Genomic DNA, 16411 nt, shown 5'->3' on the forward strand with positions numbered 1-16411 from the left:
GAACAGCGGGACGGAGAAGCAGCGGGCTCAGCGCGGCCCGAGTGCCGGGTCGAACTTGTAGCCGATCTGCCGGACGGTGCTGATGGTGGCGCGGTGGGCCGGGCCGAGCTTGCGGCGGATCCGGGCCACGTGCGTGCTCACCGTGCGGGTGTCGCCCAGGTTGGGGCGGCCCCAGACGGCCTCCATCAGCTGGCTGCGGGACATCACCCGCCTCGGCTGCGCCATCAGGTGCGCGAGCAGCTCGAACTCCAGGAACGTGAGGTCGAGTTCGCGTCCGTCGACGGTCGCGGTGCGCTGGTCGATGTCGACCACCACGCCCACGGCCGTCAGGCGGCGGGTGGGTACCTCCAGCACGGCGACGGGGCCGGCCGCGGGCGCGGCCGGGGCGGGCGGGTTGTCGGAGAAGACCAGCTGGAGTCGGGGGTGGCGCAGAGGCATGAGGTTCCCTCCCTCTCGGGCGTGGCGGGCTTGGCGGGTTCGGCCGCTCGGCTCTCGGTGTGCGCTCGGTTCTCGGTGTGCGCTCAGTTCTCGGTGTGCCAGGCCGCTTCGAGACGGCGGCCACCCGCGGCGTCGACGACGGTGTGCCACTCGGCGCTCAGCCGCACCTGCTGGCGGTGCGTGGTGGCGCGCGGTGCGGCCGGCTGAACGGTGCGCAGCACGGGGCTGTCGAGCGGGCTGTCGGCCAGGCGGCAGAGCAGCTGGGCCAGGAAGGCGCGGACCCGGACGGTCCCGCCGTGGACGGTCGGCCGCGGCAGCACGGTCGGCCGCGGCAGCGGCACCGGAAGCGAGGCGGTGTTGAACGTGAAGACGGACACGGGAGGTCACCTCCGTGGACGGCGTGCGCGCACGTCACGCGCACGCGGGCATGGCGAAGCCGACGGCTCGCACTCGATGCGGGCGTCTGGTGTGTCTGATGTGTCAGGTGTGTCGGGCGTGTCTGCGCCCGGAGAAGACCTGCCGGGCTGCCCGGAGAAAACGTGCCGGGGCGCCCGGCGCCGGGAGGAGCAGCCGTACCGCCGCCCCTCCCGCCCCCAAGGGGGCTCGGCGTCAGTGGCCGAGGGCGGTCTGGACGAGCTTGATGACCACCAGGATCATCGCGATGAAGAGGTAGCCGCGCAGCGCGCCCATGCCGATCTTGCGGCCGGTGGACATCACCGGACGGGTCAGCGTCTCCAGCGGCGGCATCCGCCAGTCGTCGCGCCCCGTGCGGTCGATGGGGTCCTCCTTGGTGGCGGTGCGGCGCCGGGTGAAGGAGAGGCCCGCGACCAGCACGCCGACCACACCGCAGCCGGCCATGATGTCCAGGATCGCCTGCGAGGAGATCGAGGGGAACAGCACCGAGGCGGTCAGGATGATCGACAGCGTCACCAGCACACCGACCACCGCGGAGGTGAACGCGTTGGTCTTCGGCCCGTTCGCCCACGGCCCCAGCACCTGCTTGTCGTTGCACAGCAGCAGCAGGAAGACGGAGGCGGAGGGCAGCAGCACCCCGGCGAGCACCTGCACGCCCTGGGTCAGCAGACCCAGCGTGTGGTCGTCGGCCACCAGCACGATCGCCGCGGCAGCCACCACGATGCCCGCGTAGATGGCGTAGAAGCCCTTCGCGCCGCCCACCCCGCGGTGCAGCGAGTGCTTCATCCCGAACACGTCACCGATCGCGTACGCCGTGGACAGCGAGACCGCGAACGCGCCGATGATCGAGGCGTCCAGCAGCGCGATCGCGAAGAGCACGCCCACCAGCTTGCCGCCGTGGTCCGCCAGCCCCTTGGCCACCGCACCCGCGTCGCTGAAGTTGCCGAACCCGTCGGTGCCGGCGAACGCCGCCGCGGTGAACCCCATCATCGCCGCCGCGCCCACGACCACGATCACGATGCCGATCCACAGGTCGACCTTCTCGTACTTCATGAACCGCGGCGTGATCCGCTTGTCGATCACGTACGACTGCTGGAAGAACAGCTGCCACGGCGCCACCGTCGTGCCCACGATCGAGATGATCAGCAGCATCACCGTCGCCAACTGCCCTGTGCCGCCCGGCATGTTGGGCACCACGAAGTCGTGCGCCATCTGCGAGGTCTTCGGGTGCACCAGGAAGTAGATCGGGATCAGCAGCAGCGAACCCGCGCACAGCGCGACCGCGATCCGCTCGAAGCGCTGGAACGAGCCGGTGAACGCCGAGGCGATGATGATCGCCGCCGCCAGCACCACCGACCCCTCCTTCGGCAGCCCCAAGTAGCCTGCCGCCAGGGTGATTCCGATGAACTCGGTGACCAGCGTCAACGCGTTCAGCAGGAACAGGTCGATCACGCTGAACGCGCCCCAGAACTTGCCGAACCGCTCCAGGATCAGCCGCGCGTGGCCGACGCCGGTGACCGCGCCCAGCCGCAGCACCATCTCCTGGTTCACGTACAGCACCGGAACCAGCAGCAGCAGCGTCCACAGCAGGCTCGTGCCGTAGTTCTGCCCCGCGTTGCCGTAGGTGGAGAACGCGCCGGCGTCATTGTCGCCGACCATGACGATCAGGCCGGGGCCGACGATCGCCAGCAGGGTCTTCAGCTTCGCCGACAGGCCCGTGCGCGGCGCCGTGTCGTCCAGCTTGATCGTGCCCAGCGCGCCCTTGATGTCGCCCAGGTGCGCCTCGTCCAGGACCGCCGTGCGCGGCGTCGGGACCTTGGTGTCGTGGGTGGTGATGGTCATGATGAACCTCCCTCAGCCCCCCGCATTCATGGGGGAGTTCGGGGCACGCGGCAGCCGTCCTCGCTACGAACAGGTTCCGGGCATGGCAGGGCCAGGAGACGTCGAACGTCAACGCGAAGAGCGCGTAGCGAAGGTGGTTACCGCGAGCCGAAGAAGTACGAGGACAAGCGGGGGTAGGGGCAACTGTGGCCCGGACTACTGCAATCCATGTCTCTCGCCTCCTTCCGGCCGGTGCGCGCTGATCGCGACGCAAAACGACACGGCAAGGAGCTCGCCGATCCTGAGAACGACCGGCTCACCCCAACTCGTCAGAGCTTTGGCACTTCACGGCGTGATCCAGCTCGCTGCGGAGCCGGAAGCCACTTGGGATCAACCCTTAGGTCGGGAAGATCTGTCCTGATCCGGAGCGTCTCTCGACGGTTGGGATCAGTGGCCTGTGTCCGTGAAGACGCCTCACCGAACGAGGTGCCTTTCTAAACCTCGACCAGCTTAGACCCAGTCAGACCTTACGCTTGCCGTATTTACTAAACCTTGACCTTTGTACCCACGCCCCGGACCCCTGGGACCACAGGCTCCCCCGCAGGCCCCCCGGGCCCCACGAACTCGAGCAGATTGCCCACCGGGTCCTGGCAGTAGATCCGACGGTCCGGCGGCAGGCTGCTGTCCCAGACCACCGGGGCGCCGTGCGCGGCCAGCCGCTCGGCGCAGGCGTCGAGATCGGCCACCCGCAGTCCGGGGTGGGCCTTGGTGGTCGGGCGGAAGTGGCCTTCAACGCCGAGATAGAGGCGGATCCGGCCGCCGTCGACGGTGAACCAGCAACCGCCCCGCCCGGCGAGCTCGGGCGGCTTGGGGATCTCGGTCATGCCGAGCGCGCCCGCGTAGAAGGCGCGCAGCGCCGGCTCGCTGCCCGGCGGAGCGGTCAGCTGGAGGTGATCGAGTGCGGTGATCACGGGAGGTGCCTCCTTGTCTCTGATCCCCCGTCGCGAATGCCGGTCCGGCACCCTCGCCGGACCCGGCTCAGGCCTTGGGCGACAGCGCCCCGGGCGGCAGCGGGCCGGGCCCCTCGCACCGCCGTCCCCGGTCCGTCTGGCCCACCGGCCGTTCCGTCCGCATGCCCGCGCCCGCGCCGCCTCACCCGGCACGGGCGCGACCTCGCGCAGCCCGCCGCCGGGCAGGTCCCCAGGAGGAGTCCCTTGCCGCAGAGCATCACCAGCCCCGCCACCGCCGCCCACGCACCGGCCACCGCCCTGGTGGTCCCCTGATGCGCCAGCGCCTGCCCTGGCCCGCCGCCGACTTCGACCGCCGGGCCCGCCGCACCCCGGACGCGGTGGCCCTGCACGACGGCGAATTCATGCTCACCTACCGGGAGTTGGCCACGGCCCGCGACCGGCTGGCCGTCGAAATCGGGCGCAGCCGGGTGCCGCGCGGCACCCTGGTCGGCCTCCGGCTGGGACACGGCTGGCTCTCGGTGGTGGGCATCCTCGGAGTGCGCAAGCACGGGTGCGGCTACCTGCCGCTCGACCCCCGGCACCCGGCCGCGCGCCAGCACCGCCTGCTGCGCCGGGCCGGAGTGCGGCACCTGCTCACCGAGAGCCCGGACGGGCTCGCCCTGGAGCACCTCCCCACGCTGTCGGGCCGACCTGTCCGGGCCCCCGTCCGATGACCCGGTCGGGCGTATGTCGCACGGATGGCCGTCGAGCAGTGAGGCATACCGTCAGAAAACCATCTTTCTGACACCCGCCACTGCCCAGGAGCACGCCCATGGCCACGCCGGACGAGAACCGCAGCAGTGCGCGGACCACGACGGCCGGGGCCGGCGGCCTGCACGGCCTCGGCCGCTGGTGCGCCCGGCACTGGGTGCTGGTGCTGATCGGCTGGCTCGTCCTGCTCGGCGCCCTGCACGGACTGCAGAACTCCGTCGGCGGCACCTACTCCGACGACTTCTCACTGCCCGGCGTCCAGTCGCACACCGGCCAGCAGGTGCTCGCCGCACACGCCCCGAGCGCCGGCGGGACCAACGCGCAGATCGTGCTGCACGACGCCACCGGCCCGCTGACCGGCGTCTCGGGCCAGATCGGCCAGAGCGTCACCTCGCTGCAGCACCTGCCGCACGTGCTCGCGGTGCAGAACCCGCTGCCCGCCCCCGGCGCCCCGCCCACCGGCGCGCTCTCCTCCAACGGCACCATCGGCTACCTGACCGTCCGCTTCGACAGCAACCCCACCACCTTCGGCACCGACTACCTGCACGGCGTGGACGACGCGGTCGCGCCGCTGCGGGCGGCCGGCGTGCAGGTCGAGTACGGCGGCCCGCTCGGCGAGCTGGCCCGCCCGCACACCAAGGACCTGACCAGCGAGGCGATCGGCTTCGCGGTGGCCGTGGTGGTGCTGCTGATCGGCTTCGGCAGCGTGGTCGCCGCCGGGCTGCCGCTGGTCACCGCGCTGATCGCGGTGATCGTCGGCCTGAGCTGTCTGAGCCTGCTCGCGATCGCCTTCACCTTCGCCACCGTCTCGCCCACCCTGGCGACCATGATCGGGCTCGGCGTCGGCATCGACTACGCACTCTTCCTGATCACCCGTCACCGCCAGCTGCTGATGGACGGCGTGGACCCGGTGGAGGCCGCCGGCAAGTCGGTGTCCACCAGCGGACGCGCGGTGATCGTCTCGGGCTGCACCGTGGCGATCGCGCTGGCCGGACTCTCCGTCTCCCGGGTCAGCTTCATCGGCAAGCTCGGCGTCGCCGCGATGGTCACCGTGGCCACCGCCGTGCTCGGCGCGATCACCCTCGTCCCCGCCCTGCTCGGCCTGCTCGGCCGCCGGATCGACCGCTGGCGGGTGCGCACCCCCGTCGCCGAGGGCAGCAGCGCCGGCGACGGGACCGGCGAGCAGGCGCACGGCGCCTGGCACAACTACGCCCGGCGCGTCGAGCGGCGCCCCTGGTGGTTCCTGGCCGGCGGGGTGGTGGTGATCGCCGTGCTGGCCATCCCGCTCTTCTCCATCCGGCTCGGCCACATCGACGACGGCGCCGACCCGACCAGCTTCACCGACCGGCGCGCCTTCGACCTGATCACCCAGGGCTTCGGCCCCGGCGCCAACGGCCCGCTGACCATCGTGGTCGACCAGAGCGCCGTCCCCGCCGGCGACCGCGCCACCCTGGCCGGCGACCTCCAGCACGCCCTCACCGGCGTCCCCGGCGCGGCGAGCATCTCCCCCCTGCAGCCCACCCCCGACGGCGACGTGCTGATCGCCACCGCCATCTCCACCGGCGCCCCCCAGGACGCCGTCACCACCCACCTCTTCAACCACCTGCTCCACGACGCCCTCCCCCAGGGCACCGCCGGCACCACCGCGAAGAGCTACCTGACCGGCACCACCGCCGCCCAGCTCGACTTCCTCGAACTCGTCTCCGCCCGCCTCCCGTTGATCATCGCGGTGGTGGTCGGCCTGGCCTTCCTGATCATCCTCGCGGTCTTCCGCGGCCTCCTGGTCGCCGTCAAGGCCGCCGTCCTCAACCTGCTCTCGATCGCGGCCTCCTACGGCGTGGTGGTCGCCGTCTTCCAGTGGGGCTGGGGCGGCCCCGCCCTCGGCGTGGCCGGCAAGGTCCCGATCGAGAGCTACGTCCCGATGATGATGTTCGCCATCGTCTTCGGCCTGAGCATGGACTACGAGGTCTTCCTGCTCTCCCGCGTCCACGAGTCCTGGATCCACACCGGCGACAGCCGCGGCAGCGTCGCCCACGGCCTGGAGATCACCGCCCGCGTCATCAGCTGCGCCGCCCTGATCATGGTCAGCGTCTTCGCCGCCTTCATCCTCAGCGACAACATCGTCGTCAAGATGCTCGGCCTGGGCCTGGCCGTCAGCGTCCTGGTCGACGCCACCGTCGTCCGCCTCCTCCTCGTCCCCGCCGTCCTCACCCTCCTCGGCCGCCACGCCTGGTGGCTCCCCCACTGGCTCGACCGCCTCCTCCCCCACCTCAACGTCGAGGGCGAGTAGCCCCTGCCCAACGCGATCGAGGGATCCGAGGTGCCGCCGATCAACGCCCGGGGCCGGGGCGGGCCTCGCACCTACGACAGCGGGTACCCCTCGAACTTGTCGCCGTTCTGGATCACCAGGTGGATCCCCAGGCCCTCGGTATAGGCGCGCACGTCCTCCTCCGGCTCCGCGGGCAGCACGATGCCCAGCCGCACCGAATCGCTTCCGATATGACGCTGGTAGTCCAGTATCTGACCCACCGCCATGCGCACGTAGGGGCGGTCATGCTTGCTCTTGGCCTCGTACAGGACGTCATCGGTCGCGTCGTACAGGTCCGTGTACAGCGGGGCGCGCGAGCCCTTGACCGTGAGCTGGTAGCGCCCGACGTCGTGCCCGAGTCCTTCGAGGTGTGCCAAGAAGGCATCGGACAGGCCGGACTCCCAGCGAGTCACCTTCCGCGTTCCCCCCTGGGCCTCGTACGAGGTCTCCGGCGTCTTGTTCTGCTCCGGTGCGATCAGCCGCGCCGACGTGGCCTTCGCGGGCAGCTTGATCCGCGTGTTCTCCGTCGCCTTGGGGGTGCGGTCCTTCACGACCCGATGGAAGCGGGCGTCGGCGACCGGACGCAGGCGGAAGACGAAGACCTTGCGATCCCGCCCGTCCTGACCGACGTTCCAGCGTTCCAGGTAGGGCTCGTCCAAGTCGAGGGTGAACTCACCGATGTAGCGCTGGATCACCGGCCCCGAGGAGCCCTTGCGGCCCTCGCCGACGAACACGTGCAACGCACGGGGCTTCTTCGGGTTCGCATGCTCCAGGATCGCCTTGTTCCCATCAACCAACTCCTGGTCGCCACTGGGCCCCTCGCCCGTGTAGTGGTACACCTCATCGTCCTCGGCCCAGCCATCGAAGTCATAGCCGTGCTCCGCGGCGGACCCGTGATCCGAGTACAGGAAGACGTTCGGCGTGGTCCCCGAAGAAGAGATCCCGCGCTGCGTCCGACCACCGTAAGCAGCCCGGACCGCGTCGCGCGTGGTCAGCATGCCCGGGACCAGGTTCAAAGCATCAAGCGCCATCCGGCGAATCTACGTGACTCCATCAACGCACCGCTCAGCATTTCTTCGCCGGCCCGCCGGTCACCACGAGCGGCGCGAACGAGCTGGACCTGACCCCCTCCACGACCGCGGAAGTCCTCGTGCCGTGGATGACAAAGGGCCTGGTCAGATTCCTGACCAGGCCCTTCCTGCACTGAGCCGCCTATGGGATTCGAACCCATGACCTACGCATTACGAGCCCGAGAGTGATCACGCTGGCTGCTGCCAGCATCGGTCACTTGGTGACGAACCAGCAGGTCAGAACGTTGCACCGTGATCCACGATCCCGCCCGAACCGCCACGTGCTACCCCGTCCGCTCACGCAGCGCTCACGCAGCGCGGGTCATGCTCGACTCCAGCACGGCGGCCAACTTGGGCCGTCGTGCTGCACCGACGCAGACCCGACCGCCGACAGCTCGGTCTCTCCTAGACGTAGTTGGGAACGCCCTCGTAGTACCTGTAGTGGTCAGCGTCATAGGCGTCACTGCCACGGTTGACCTCCCTGAAAGTGATCTCGAAGTCGTCAAACTGACCGTCGTCATAGGTCACCCCGCCAGTGCCAAGGTGCCGGAGCAGCCTGTTCTCATCGATCGGCGGTTCGATCTCCTCGCGCTGCCAGCCGCGGGCTCCGTACAAGTAGTCGAAGTACCAGACAAATCCGCCGTGCTTATCGTCGTAGAAGACGCCGCGGGGGCGAATCTCGTGCCCGACCGGCAGCTCGATCGAGGCGACCCTGTCCAGGCGGTCGGTGATGCTGCCGAGCTGGAACCCGAGTGCTCTCCCATGCCGGTTGGCGATGCGGATGTAGAAGCCCTGGGTGATGCCGATGAACCGGTTCGGCTCGTTGGTAGCGAAGATCTTCCACCCGCTGGCCTCGGCACTTACAGGGAAGAACCTTTGGGCCACCGCCCACCCACGGGGAGTGGTGAGCATGCGTTCCAGTTCTACGCCGTCCCAGACATGCGTGGGCACGCCTTTGTTCCGCTCGATTGACTCCAATCGGGAGACCAGGGAGCTTGAGGGCTGGGTGGAACAGACGAGGAGAAAGCCGTCAGCGTCATGCTGGGCGACGGCGTCCACGATGCCACCGACGCTCCCGACATCTTCGCCGTTCACCGAACGTCCGACACCGTCCTTGGCGTGGGCCATGTGCTTACAGGAGACGACCCAGTTCCGCGTCTTCGCCCCCAGGAGCGCGTCGCCTGACTCTTCCAGAAGGAGGTCGCGCCCGCCATCTGCTCCCCGGCCGGACCACTTAGCCCGGTACCCGAGGGCTAGGGCGACTTCGCGGACCAGTTGCTCCAGTTCTTCGCCGTCCTGTGCCAACTCGTGAAAGTCGAGCATGGTGCTCCCTACCAGTGAGGTGAAGTGTCTAGTACATGGTGCAAGCGCCCGGCGGACCGACTGGACGGCCACCTCCTACGGCCCCCGCGACGCCGTCAGGCCTGGATGATGAAGGCGGGTTGGTAGCCATCGTCGATCTTGATGTCCTCGTAGATCACGGTCTCGCACAGCCGGTTCCACCGGTTGCCGAGGAGGACGGCCAGCCCCATCGGGCAGGCGAGGAAGAGGTGCATGCGCCGGAACTGGCGGGTGGTGCTGCGGAGGTGATCGCGGATGCCGACGGCCAGGGCATTGGCGGCGGCACTGTCGGGGACGGAGCCGTCCTTCGCCGTGCTGCTCGGCGGGGTGAGGACGATGAGCTTGGCCACGGGCAGGTTCTGCTCGTGCAGGTAGCGCAGGACGTCGGCGGTGGGGTCCATGGCGATGGCGACGGCGACGGCGAGCTCGTTGCCCTGGCCGATCTCGTGCTCTGCGGCTCCGGGAACCAGGGCGGCACCGAACGGGTCGTTGGTGGACCACAGCTGGCCGCGCTGCACGGCGGCGAGGTCGGTGCCGGTGACCATGCGGAAGGTGGTGCCCACCAGGAACGCCGGCGCGAGCCGGATGCTGCCCGTGACGGACACGGCCACGGTTCCGGCGGGCAGCCGGCCGGGCGCGGCCTCGATGTCGCCCTGCAGCTGGGTCCAGGTGTGGGGCGCCAGGGGGTGGCGCTTGGTGTAGTCGGAGTCGCCATCGAAGCGGTCAACCCAGTCGATGGCGTGGTCGGCGTCCGGAGCCATCGGGTCCGGCTTGAGGGTGGCGATCGACAGGACCGCCCGGGCGAGGCCCGCCTTCAGGTCCAGCTCGGCGACGGCGCTCTCGACCATCGCCAGCGTGAGCTCACGCCGGCCTTCACGGACCATCTTGGCGACCCAGCCGGCCCCTTCCTCCAGTGCCCGCTGGTCGCTGCGCAGACCGGCAAGGGCCATCAGCAGCTGCAGGTGCTCCTGGTACCAGGCCATGTCCAGAGACAGATCGAAGCGCAGCACCGACAGCAGGTCGAGGAGCTCGGCTTCGGTCAGGCCGGCTTCCTGCGCCCACCAGGCTCGGGCCTTGCCGCGGTTCGACCTGGATCCGTCTGTGCCGGCCTTGGGCATCACGAGGCCGGTACGAGCGTCGCGGCCAGCTACCAGGATGTCGGCTGGGTCGGCGGCCCGGTTGGTGACCAGGCGCAGGTCGGCGCTGGCTCCGTCGGCGGTCAGCTTCTTCCACGTCCTGGCAATCTTCTTGAGGATCGACGGGCCGTCGCTGGTGCTGGGCTTGGTCAGGTACTCCCCGTTGACCGGCGTGGTGCTGTCGACCGTGTACTTGACCTGCTTGTAGGTGTTCGGGGGCACGTCGCGCAGCAGGACGACGTCGTCAAGGTTGCCCACGTTATCGAGTTCGACGCCGACCGTGCGGACGGGGTTGCGCGAGCGGGTGGCGTTCTCGCGCAGGAGGGTGAGGCAGGCCTCCCAGGCGACGAGCCACTGGTAGTAGTCGCCGGTGGTGCGGACGCTGGTGGGGCCGGGGGCAGGGAGGTGGGCCATCAGCGCTCCTCGGTGAAGACGGGTGTGGGCTCCAGTTCCTCAGCGAGGGCGAGGAGGTCCTCGTCGGTGACGGGCCGGTCAGGGAAGGCGCGGAAGATGGCGGTCGGGACCAGGCGCTGGGTGAGGTCGGAGAAGGTGTAGCCGGGCCGGTCCTTGGTGGGGCCGGTGAGGTCGGCGACCTTGCGGATGGTCTCCGGCCGAATGTCGAGCCCGTCGAGCGCCTGGGCGAGCACTGCGTGCCTCTGCTCCCCGCCGGGGCGAGTGAAGGTGAAGGTGGCCGCAGCCCGGCGCATGACGGCGGGGTCGATGGCGCCGACCCGGTTGGTGCACAGCACGACAACAACCGGGAGACCGGCGCCGGCAAGGCCGTCGATGCCGGCCAGGAACGCGTCGACGCCGGCCCGGTCCTCGTGGTGCATCTGTTGGGCCTCGCGGGATTGCACCAAGGCGTCGGCCTCGTCGACGACGAGGATCTGCACGGCGCGCGCCCCCTCGGGGCCCGAGACGCGCTTGCCCGCCGTGCGCATGTGGCTGAAGGCGTCGCCGATGAGCGAGGTCATCTCGCCGACCAGGCCGCTGCCGCGGGTGGCGAGCTTGAGCCGGTAGAGGTAGACCGGCAGGTCGAGCCAGTCGGCGAGGTCGCAGCCGAAGGACTCGGCGAGCGCGGACTTGCCGGAGCCGACATCGCCGGCGAAGACGAACAGCGGCGCCCGGTCCGCGAACAGGGTCAGCGCGGCGACGTCGCCGCCGTGGTGCTCGGCGGCCCAGGACCTCAGCCGACGCGGGTCGGCCAGGAGCGCGGCCTCCTTGCGCAGGCGCAGCTTCATGTCATCCAGGCCAACCAGGCGGTCGTAGCGGGCACGGCGGGTGGGCTCGGGCAGTTCGACGACGGGGTGGAACAGGTCGTCCTGGCTGGTCACGTTCTTGTTCCTCCTGCTGGTGGCGCTGAGCTAGCGGGCGACGTAGATGTCGCGGGCGACGCCGGTTCCGTTGCGGGCGTAGCCGTGCCCGGCGGTGGTGGTGCCCGCGAGGGCGCTCGGGGCGGTGCCGGTCGTCCGGGAGAACGGCAGGTTGAGCCCTGTCTTCTCACTGCTGGTCAGGAGTGAGAAGACAGGGCTGTAGGTCAGGAAGCTGTAGAAGGCGTAGCCGGTGAGGTCGACCGGGTCCGGAAAACTGCCCGGTCGGGAGTCGATGAGCTGGCCGCCCACCGTGGCCTTGTATCGGAGGCGCATCTTCCAGGTGTTGTTGGCCGTGTCGCGGAAGCCGTAGTCGACAGTGTCGAGGAGTCCGCGGTTTAGGAGGATCGCGACCTCCTCGGCGTAGTCCTCGATGCTGTCGAGGCCGGGCTTGCCGTAGAGGTTGTACAGCTGGCGCAGGTCGGCACCGACTCGCCCTCCGACATAGCGGGCATCGGTGATCGTGAACGTGCCGGACGCGGTTCTGGTGTATGAGCCGGTCATGGTCACGCTCCCGGGAAGGCGGGGCCGAACAGCTCGCGCCATGCGTCGAGCGCCTCGTCGTTCGAGGAGGCGTAGGCGGCCATCGTGACGGTGTCGAGGGTGGTCTTAGCGTGGTTCACCAGGCGCTGGCGGTCGAGCTCGCTGTAGCCACGTGCGACGTTGTTCTCGGGGTTAACTGGGTCCCAGACCTGGATAGGCTCCGTCGTCGCCTCCACCTCGTCGGCCTCGTAGTAGTCGGTGAAGACGATCGACGTCCGCAGGCCGGTGCGGACGATGTAGGAGAGCACCTGCTCGATCGCCGCCGGGTAGTCGTCGACCTCGAGCGGCTTGCCGTTCCAGCCGTTGTCCCACAGGTGCGCGACCAGGAGTTCGATCAGGAACGACTTGCAGCGCAGCTGCGTGTCGGCCCCCTTGCTCTCGCGGATCCACGCCTTCAGCAGCCGGATCAGCTCCCGGTAACCGTCACCGGCCTGCTCCTTGCGCTTCTCGATGAAGCGCAGGTGCAGCGTGACCGAGGTGAGCACCTTGCGGCCGTCGCTGGTGACCAGGTAGCCCCGATCGTCCGGCTCGCCGGTGTACAGCACCGGCACCACGTCGATCTTCAGTCCGCTGCTGTGCATTGTGATGCCGACCGCGTGGTCCGACGGCTTGAAGTCGTCCTCGTTCTTCGTCTTGCCGTAGACCTCGATGCAGCGATCCCGCAGCCACGTCAGCATGGTCGAGACGTCGATGTCGGTGTTGGCGACGCGCAGGTAGGCGGCGACGTCGGCGTCGGACCCCTCGCTCTTCCGGCGGCGGATCGCCGTGTGCTTGGCCGTGCTGCCGGACGCCCGGAGCTTCACCAGGTCGAAGTCCGGATGGTCCTTGATGTAGCCCTCCAAGCGCTCCCGGAGGTGGTTGACCTGCCGGCGGCGCTCCTTCGCCTCCTCCTTCGGCACGTTCACCTTGCTCTGCGCGAAGGCCTTAAGGACCCCGTGATCGACGTACCGCTCGCCTGCCATACTCATCCACCCTTCACCACCCGGGCGGCCCAAACGGGTCGTAGAACAGGCATACCACCCGCCACCGACAAACCCGGCCCAAGTTGACAGCGGCACCAAGGCGCTGGATCAGCCGGCCAGCAAGCGGCAGCCCGTCCAGGGGAGAGCCAAAGTGGTAGCTGGAACGGCGGAGACCCGGGCCGCTGAGCGTCCGGGCCTCCGCCGTTCGTCAGTCGACGAGGTAGTGGGCTTCGATATAGGCAACGGTGGAGTCATACGGCTCCCCCACCGGCTTCAGCATGTAGCGGCGGAAGACCATCGCGGTGGCGCGTCGGGCGCCTCGGTTGCGAGCGTCCGCGTTGTCCCACGCCCGGGTGAGAGTGCGGGTGACCACCTGGTCGATCTCCTCGGCCAGGTTCCTCTCGGTTACCGTGAGGCCGGTCGGTGCGTGGTCGTGAATGATCCGCGAAAGGACGCCAACGTGGTCGTCGTCCAGCACGACGACGGCGGTGTCGGGGTGCTTCTCGGCGTCCACGACGGCGCGGGCGATCCGAAGTGCTTCGGCAAGGAAGTCCAGGGCGTCCTGGGCGCCCTGGATCATCCGGTCTCGTAGCTGCCTTATCCGCTCAGCGAGGGCGGTGTACTTCGCGGAGCCCGGTTCGACGCCCTTGTCGAGGGCAGCCTTGATGTGGTCCAGGATCTCCGCCGCGGACGGCGGCCTCTTGCCCTCGTCGTCGCCCTTGTCGGGCTTGGGGTGAACAAGGGCAAGCAGTTCCTTGAGGATGGCGATGCCCTGGGCGTCCAGGACGAGGGCTTCCTCCTGGGAGGCGGCCACGGAGAAGGAGTGGACGTGGGCGTTGATGATCTCAAGGACCATCGGCCCCAACTCGCCCAGACGTTCCTTCCTCTCCTCGTCGGAGGACTTCTTGAACAGGGTCGTGTAGGCGGACCCGAAGAGCGCGAAGCCGTGCCGATACTTGGTGATCCGAGTGTCCGTGCTGATGAGCGGGTACAGGCGGGCCAGGAGCCGGTAGTTCTTGGTGAATGCCTCGGCCTCGTCAGGGTTGGAGTCGAGGAAGACGTTTATGGCCCGCACGGCCTCGTATCCGTGGACCGTTAGGTCCAGGCCTTCCACGTTAATGAGACGGTCTTCGATTCGGTCGTACGTCTTGCGGAACTCAGCGACCAGCTCCGACAGGTCTGTGACGAACCCGCCACCCCTGCCGGCCCCCTTCGTGGTGGGGTCGACGACGGCCCGCTGGACCTCTTCGGCGAGACCGATGTAGTCCACGATCACGCCGGAGGTCTTCACAAACCCGGTCGGGGACACCCAGGTTCGGTTCGGGCGGGTGATCGTCTGGAACAGGTTGTGAGCCTTCAACGGCTTGTCGAGGTAGAGGACGCCCTCATTGGGAGCGTCGAAGCCCGTCATCAGCTTCGCGGTCACCACCAAGAAGCAAAGTGGGTCGTCCGGGGTGAGGAACCGCCGCTTCTGCTCCTCCTCATCAGCCTCGGAGAGCTGGAACGGCCGCATCGCAGCGAGTTCGCCCTTGGCGTCCGAGACGGAGATGTTCACCTCGGCGGTGATCCGGTTGTGCTTCCCCACTTCGGCGAGCACCTGCGACGTCTCGAAGCCGGCCAGCAGCTCGTTGATCTTCTCCGTGTAGGCCACGGCCAGCTCGCGGTTGTAGGCGACGACCTGGGCTTTGAGGCCGTTGCGGTAGGCACTTGTCAGGTAGTGGTCCACGATGTGCTGGCAGACCGTGTGGACGCGGTCGGGGTTGGCGAAGACTGAGGTGAGGCGCCCGAACTTGCGAGAGAGCGTTTCACGGTCGGGGTCGTCGAGCTCGAACTCGTCGGCGAACTCGTCGAATTCGGCTTGCAACGCCTGGTCGTCCATCTCAAAGAGGACAGGGTGGGGCTCCAGCATGACTGGGACGGTCGCCTCGTCCGCCAGGGACCGGGACACCGAGTACCGGTGCAGCACCCTGTCCTGGTCGCTCTCCTCTCCGAAGAGGGCGAAGGTGTCGGTGGCGAGGTTCCTGATGGGCGTGCCGGTCATGCCGAAGAACTTCGCGTTCGGCAGCGCTGCGCGCATCTGCCCGGCCAGAGACTTGTCCTTGTCGGACTGGGTGCGGTGTGCCTCGTCGACCAGCACGATGATGTTGCCGCGGGTCGACAGATTCGCGCCAGCATCAGCGAACTTGTGGACAGTGGTGGAGATGACACCGCGCACGTCGTCCGCCAGCAGGGAACGCAACGCCTGGCTGGTGGCGGGCTTGTGGAAGTAGGCGCTCCCCATAGCGGATGTGAACACGCCGGAGGTCTGCCGAACCAGCTGTGTCCGGTCCGAGAGCAGGATGATCGTGGGTGACTCAGTGCGGGTGTCGGCCAGTAGCAGCGATGCGGCGAACACCATCAGCAGCGTCTTTCCAGACCCCTGGTGGTGCCAGATCAGGCCCTTCGACCCGCCCTCCAGGACCCGCTCATGGATCAGGTGTGCGGCCTCCATCTGCGGGTACCGGGGCAGGTACTTGATGTCCGCCCCGCCTCCGGCAGTGTCGAAGAGGACGAAGTTGGCGAGCATATCCAGGATCGTGGCCGGGTTGAGCAGCAGCTCGACGGAGCGTTTCACGTCGACCTGTCCGGACAGGTTCTCGTCGTCGTCGGTGGACCGGAACGGCTGCCAGAGGTTCGTGGGCGCGCCGGCAGCACCGAACCGCATCTTCAGCCCGTCGGAGGCTACGACGAAGACGTTGGGGGTGAAGAACCACGGGTACTCGGCGGCGTACACGTCGTTAATCTCGTGGGCGGCGTCGACCCAGCCGCACTTCGCGGTCGGTGACTTCACCTCGACCACTACCAGGGGCAGCCCGTTGACCCAGTACACGAGGTCAAACCGGCGGGAGGTCTTGCCGGGGACCGTGATGGTCACCTCGTCAGACACGACCAGCGTGTTGGCCCTCGGGTGCTCGAAGTCGATGACCTTCAGGGCGTGCCACACACCGTTGGCGTCCCGGAACTCCTTACGCCCCCGCAGCAGGCGTAACACCTGCTCGTTGGCCCGCACCAGCCCGCCTTCGACAGCGTTGACCGTGGCGACGATCTCCTCGACCACCGCGTCCACGTCGAACCCATCGATAACCCCGGGGTTGAGCCGGACGATGGCGTCCCGCAGCTGGCCTGCGACCACCGTCTGCGTCGTCTCACGCGGCAGCGACCTGCCCGCTGTGAAGCCCCAGCCCATCGGGAGGGACCACTGGATCATCAGGTTCTGGAACTCGCGCTCTCGAATGCCCTTCGCCACG

General features: G+C 68.7%; 13 protein-coding genes and 1 riboswitch. Of the genes, 2 read left to right on the plus strand and 11 right to left on the minus strand.

Going from position 1 to position 16411, the window contains the following annotated elements; genetic code table 11:
* Positions 1 to 27: 27 nt before the first annotated feature.
* The 4 genes from OG500_RS17650 to OG500_RS17665 all read right to left on the minus strand — a co-directional run bounded on the left by OG500_RS17650 (position 28) and on the right by OG500_RS17665 (position 3644).
* Positions 28 to 438, minus strand: a complete 411-nt coding sequence (locus OG500_RS17650; RefSeq protein WP_329581322.1) for a winged helix-turn-helix domain-containing protein — start codon at positions 436 to 438, stop codon at positions 28 to 30.
* Positions 439 to 521: 83 nt separating this feature from the next.
* Positions 522 to 815, minus strand: a complete 294-nt coding sequence (locus OG500_RS17655) for a hypothetical protein (RefSeq protein WP_329581325.1) — start codon at positions 813 to 815, stop codon at positions 522 to 524.
* Positions 816 to 1047: 232 nt separating this feature from the next.
* Positions 1048 to 2694: an NRAMP family divalent metal transporter gene (locus OG500_RS17660; RefSeq protein WP_329581328.1), complete on the minus strand. Its 1647-nt coding sequence runs from the start codon at positions 2692 to 2694 to the stop codon at positions 1048 to 1050.
* A 292-nt stretch (positions 2695 to 2986) separates the two neighbouring features.
* Positions 2987 to 3166, minus strand: a riboswitch (M-box (ykoK) riboswitch).
* Between the two features lie 52 nt (positions 3167 to 3218).
* Positions 3219 to 3644: a VOC family protein gene (locus OG500_RS17665; RefSeq protein WP_329581332.1), complete on the minus strand. Its 426-nt coding sequence runs from the start codon at positions 3642 to 3644 to the stop codon at positions 3219 to 3221.
* 311 nt (positions 3645 to 3955) lie between these two features.
* On the opposite strand from OG500_RS17665, the gene OG500_RS17670 reads away from it, so the two are divergent.
* Both OG500_RS17670 and OG500_RS17675 read left to right on the plus strand, forming a co-directional pair.
* A complete protein-coding gene (locus OG500_RS17670; RefSeq protein WP_329581335.1) occupies positions 3956 to 4357 on the plus strand; it encodes an AMP-binding protein in 402 nt (133 codons plus the stop codon).
* 98 nt (positions 4358 to 4455) lie between these two features.
* The gene (locus tag OG500_RS17675; protein WP_329581337.1) at positions 4456 to 6684 is read left to right on the plus strand and encodes an MMPL family transporter; all 2229 of its coding nucleotides are present in this window, start codon (positions 4456 to 4458) and stop codon (positions 6682 to 6684) included.
* A gap of 71 nt (positions 6685 to 6755) precedes the next feature.
* On the opposite strand, the gene OG500_RS17680 is transcribed toward OG500_RS17675, so the two are convergent.
* The 7 genes from OG500_RS17680 to OG500_RS17710 form a co-directional block, all read right to left on the minus strand.
* Positions 6756 to 7733 (minus strand): hypothetical protein, encoded by a 978-nt coding sequence (locus tag OG500_RS17680; protein WP_329581341.1) that lies wholly within the window; start codon positions 7731 to 7733, stop codon positions 6756 to 6758.
* 444 nt (positions 7734 to 8177) lie between these two features.
* Complete coding sequence (locus tag OG500_RS17685) at positions 8178 to 9095, minus strand: restriction endonuclease (protein ID WP_329581344.1); 918 nt, start codon at positions 9093 to 9095, stop codon at positions 8178 to 8180.
* 95 nt (positions 9096 to 9190) lie between these two features.
* Positions 9191 to 10663, minus strand: a complete 1473-nt coding sequence (locus tag OG500_RS17690) for an SAVED domain-containing protein (protein ID WP_329581347.1) — start codon at positions 10661 to 10663, stop codon at positions 9191 to 9193.
* On the minus strand, positions 10663 to 11583 hold the full coding sequence (locus tag OG500_RS17695) for an AAA family ATPase (RefSeq protein ID WP_329581350.1): 921 nt from the start codon (positions 11581 to 11583) through the stop codon (positions 10663 to 10665). The genes OG500_RS17690 and OG500_RS17695 overlap by 1 nt, the downstream gene beginning before the upstream one ends.
* 30 nt (positions 11584 to 11613) lie before the next feature.
* Positions 11614 to 12123: an HORMA-1 domain-containing protein gene (locus OG500_RS17700; RefSeq protein ID WP_329581353.1), complete on the minus strand. Its 510-nt coding sequence runs from the start codon at positions 12121 to 12123 to the stop codon at positions 11614 to 11616.
* Between the two features lie 2 nt (positions 12124 to 12125).
* Complete coding sequence (locus OG500_RS17705; RefSeq protein WP_329581356.1) at positions 12126 to 13130, minus strand: CBASS oligonucleotide cyclase; 1005 nt, start codon at positions 13128 to 13130, stop codon at positions 12126 to 12128.
* 202 nt (positions 13131 to 13332) lie between these two features.
* Entirely contained in the window at positions 13333 to 16410 is a 3078-nt protein-coding gene (locus OG500_RS17710; RefSeq protein ID WP_329581359.1) for a type I restriction endonuclease subunit R, read from the minus strand.
* Between the last annotated feature and the right edge of the window lies 1 nt (position 16411).

Source organism: Kitasatospora sp. NBC_01250 (assembly GCF_036226465.1).
Taxonomy (GTDB): domain Bacteria; phylum Actinomycetota; class Actinomycetes; order Streptomycetales; family Streptomycetaceae; genus Kitasatospora.

What these genes read in the sequence shown, in the direction of transcription:
- OG500_RS17700 (WP_329581353.1), bottom strand. Translation starts at nt 12,123, where the DNA reads ATGACCGGCTCATACACCAGAACCGCGTCCGGCACGTTCACGATCACC.
- OG500_RS17670 (WP_329581335.1), top strand. Translation starts at nt 3,956, where the DNA reads ATGCGCCAGCGCCTGCCCTGGCCCGCCGCCGACTTCGACCGCCGGGCC.
- OG500_RS17705 (WP_329581356.1), bottom strand. Translation starts at nt 13,130, where the DNA reads ATGAGTATGGCAGGCGAGCGGTACGTCGATCACGGGGTCCTTAAGGCC.
- OG500_RS17660 (WP_329581328.1), bottom strand. Translation starts at nt 2,694, where the DNA reads ATGACCATCACCACCCACGACACCAAGGTCCCGACGCCGCGCACGGCG.
- OG500_RS17650 (WP_329581322.1), bottom strand. Translation starts at nt 438, where the DNA reads ATGCCTCTGCGCCACCCCCGACTCCAGCTGGTCTTCTCCGACAACCCG.
- OG500_RS17675 (WP_329581337.1), top strand. Translation starts at nt 4,456, where the DNA reads ATGGCCACGCCGGACGAGAACCGCAGCAGTGCGCGGACCACGACGGCC.
- OG500_RS17685 (WP_329581344.1), bottom strand. Translation starts at nt 9,095, where the DNA reads ATGCTCGACTTTCACGAGTTGGCACAGGACGGCGAAGAACTGGAGCAA.
- OG500_RS17680 (WP_329581341.1), bottom strand. Translation starts at nt 7,733, where the DNA reads ATGGCGCTTGATGCTTTGAACCTGGTCCCGGGCATGCTGACCACGCGC.
- OG500_RS17690 (WP_329581347.1), bottom strand. Translation starts at nt 10,663, where the DNA reads ATGGCCCACCTCCCTGCCCCCGGCCCCACCAGCGTCCGCACCACCGGC.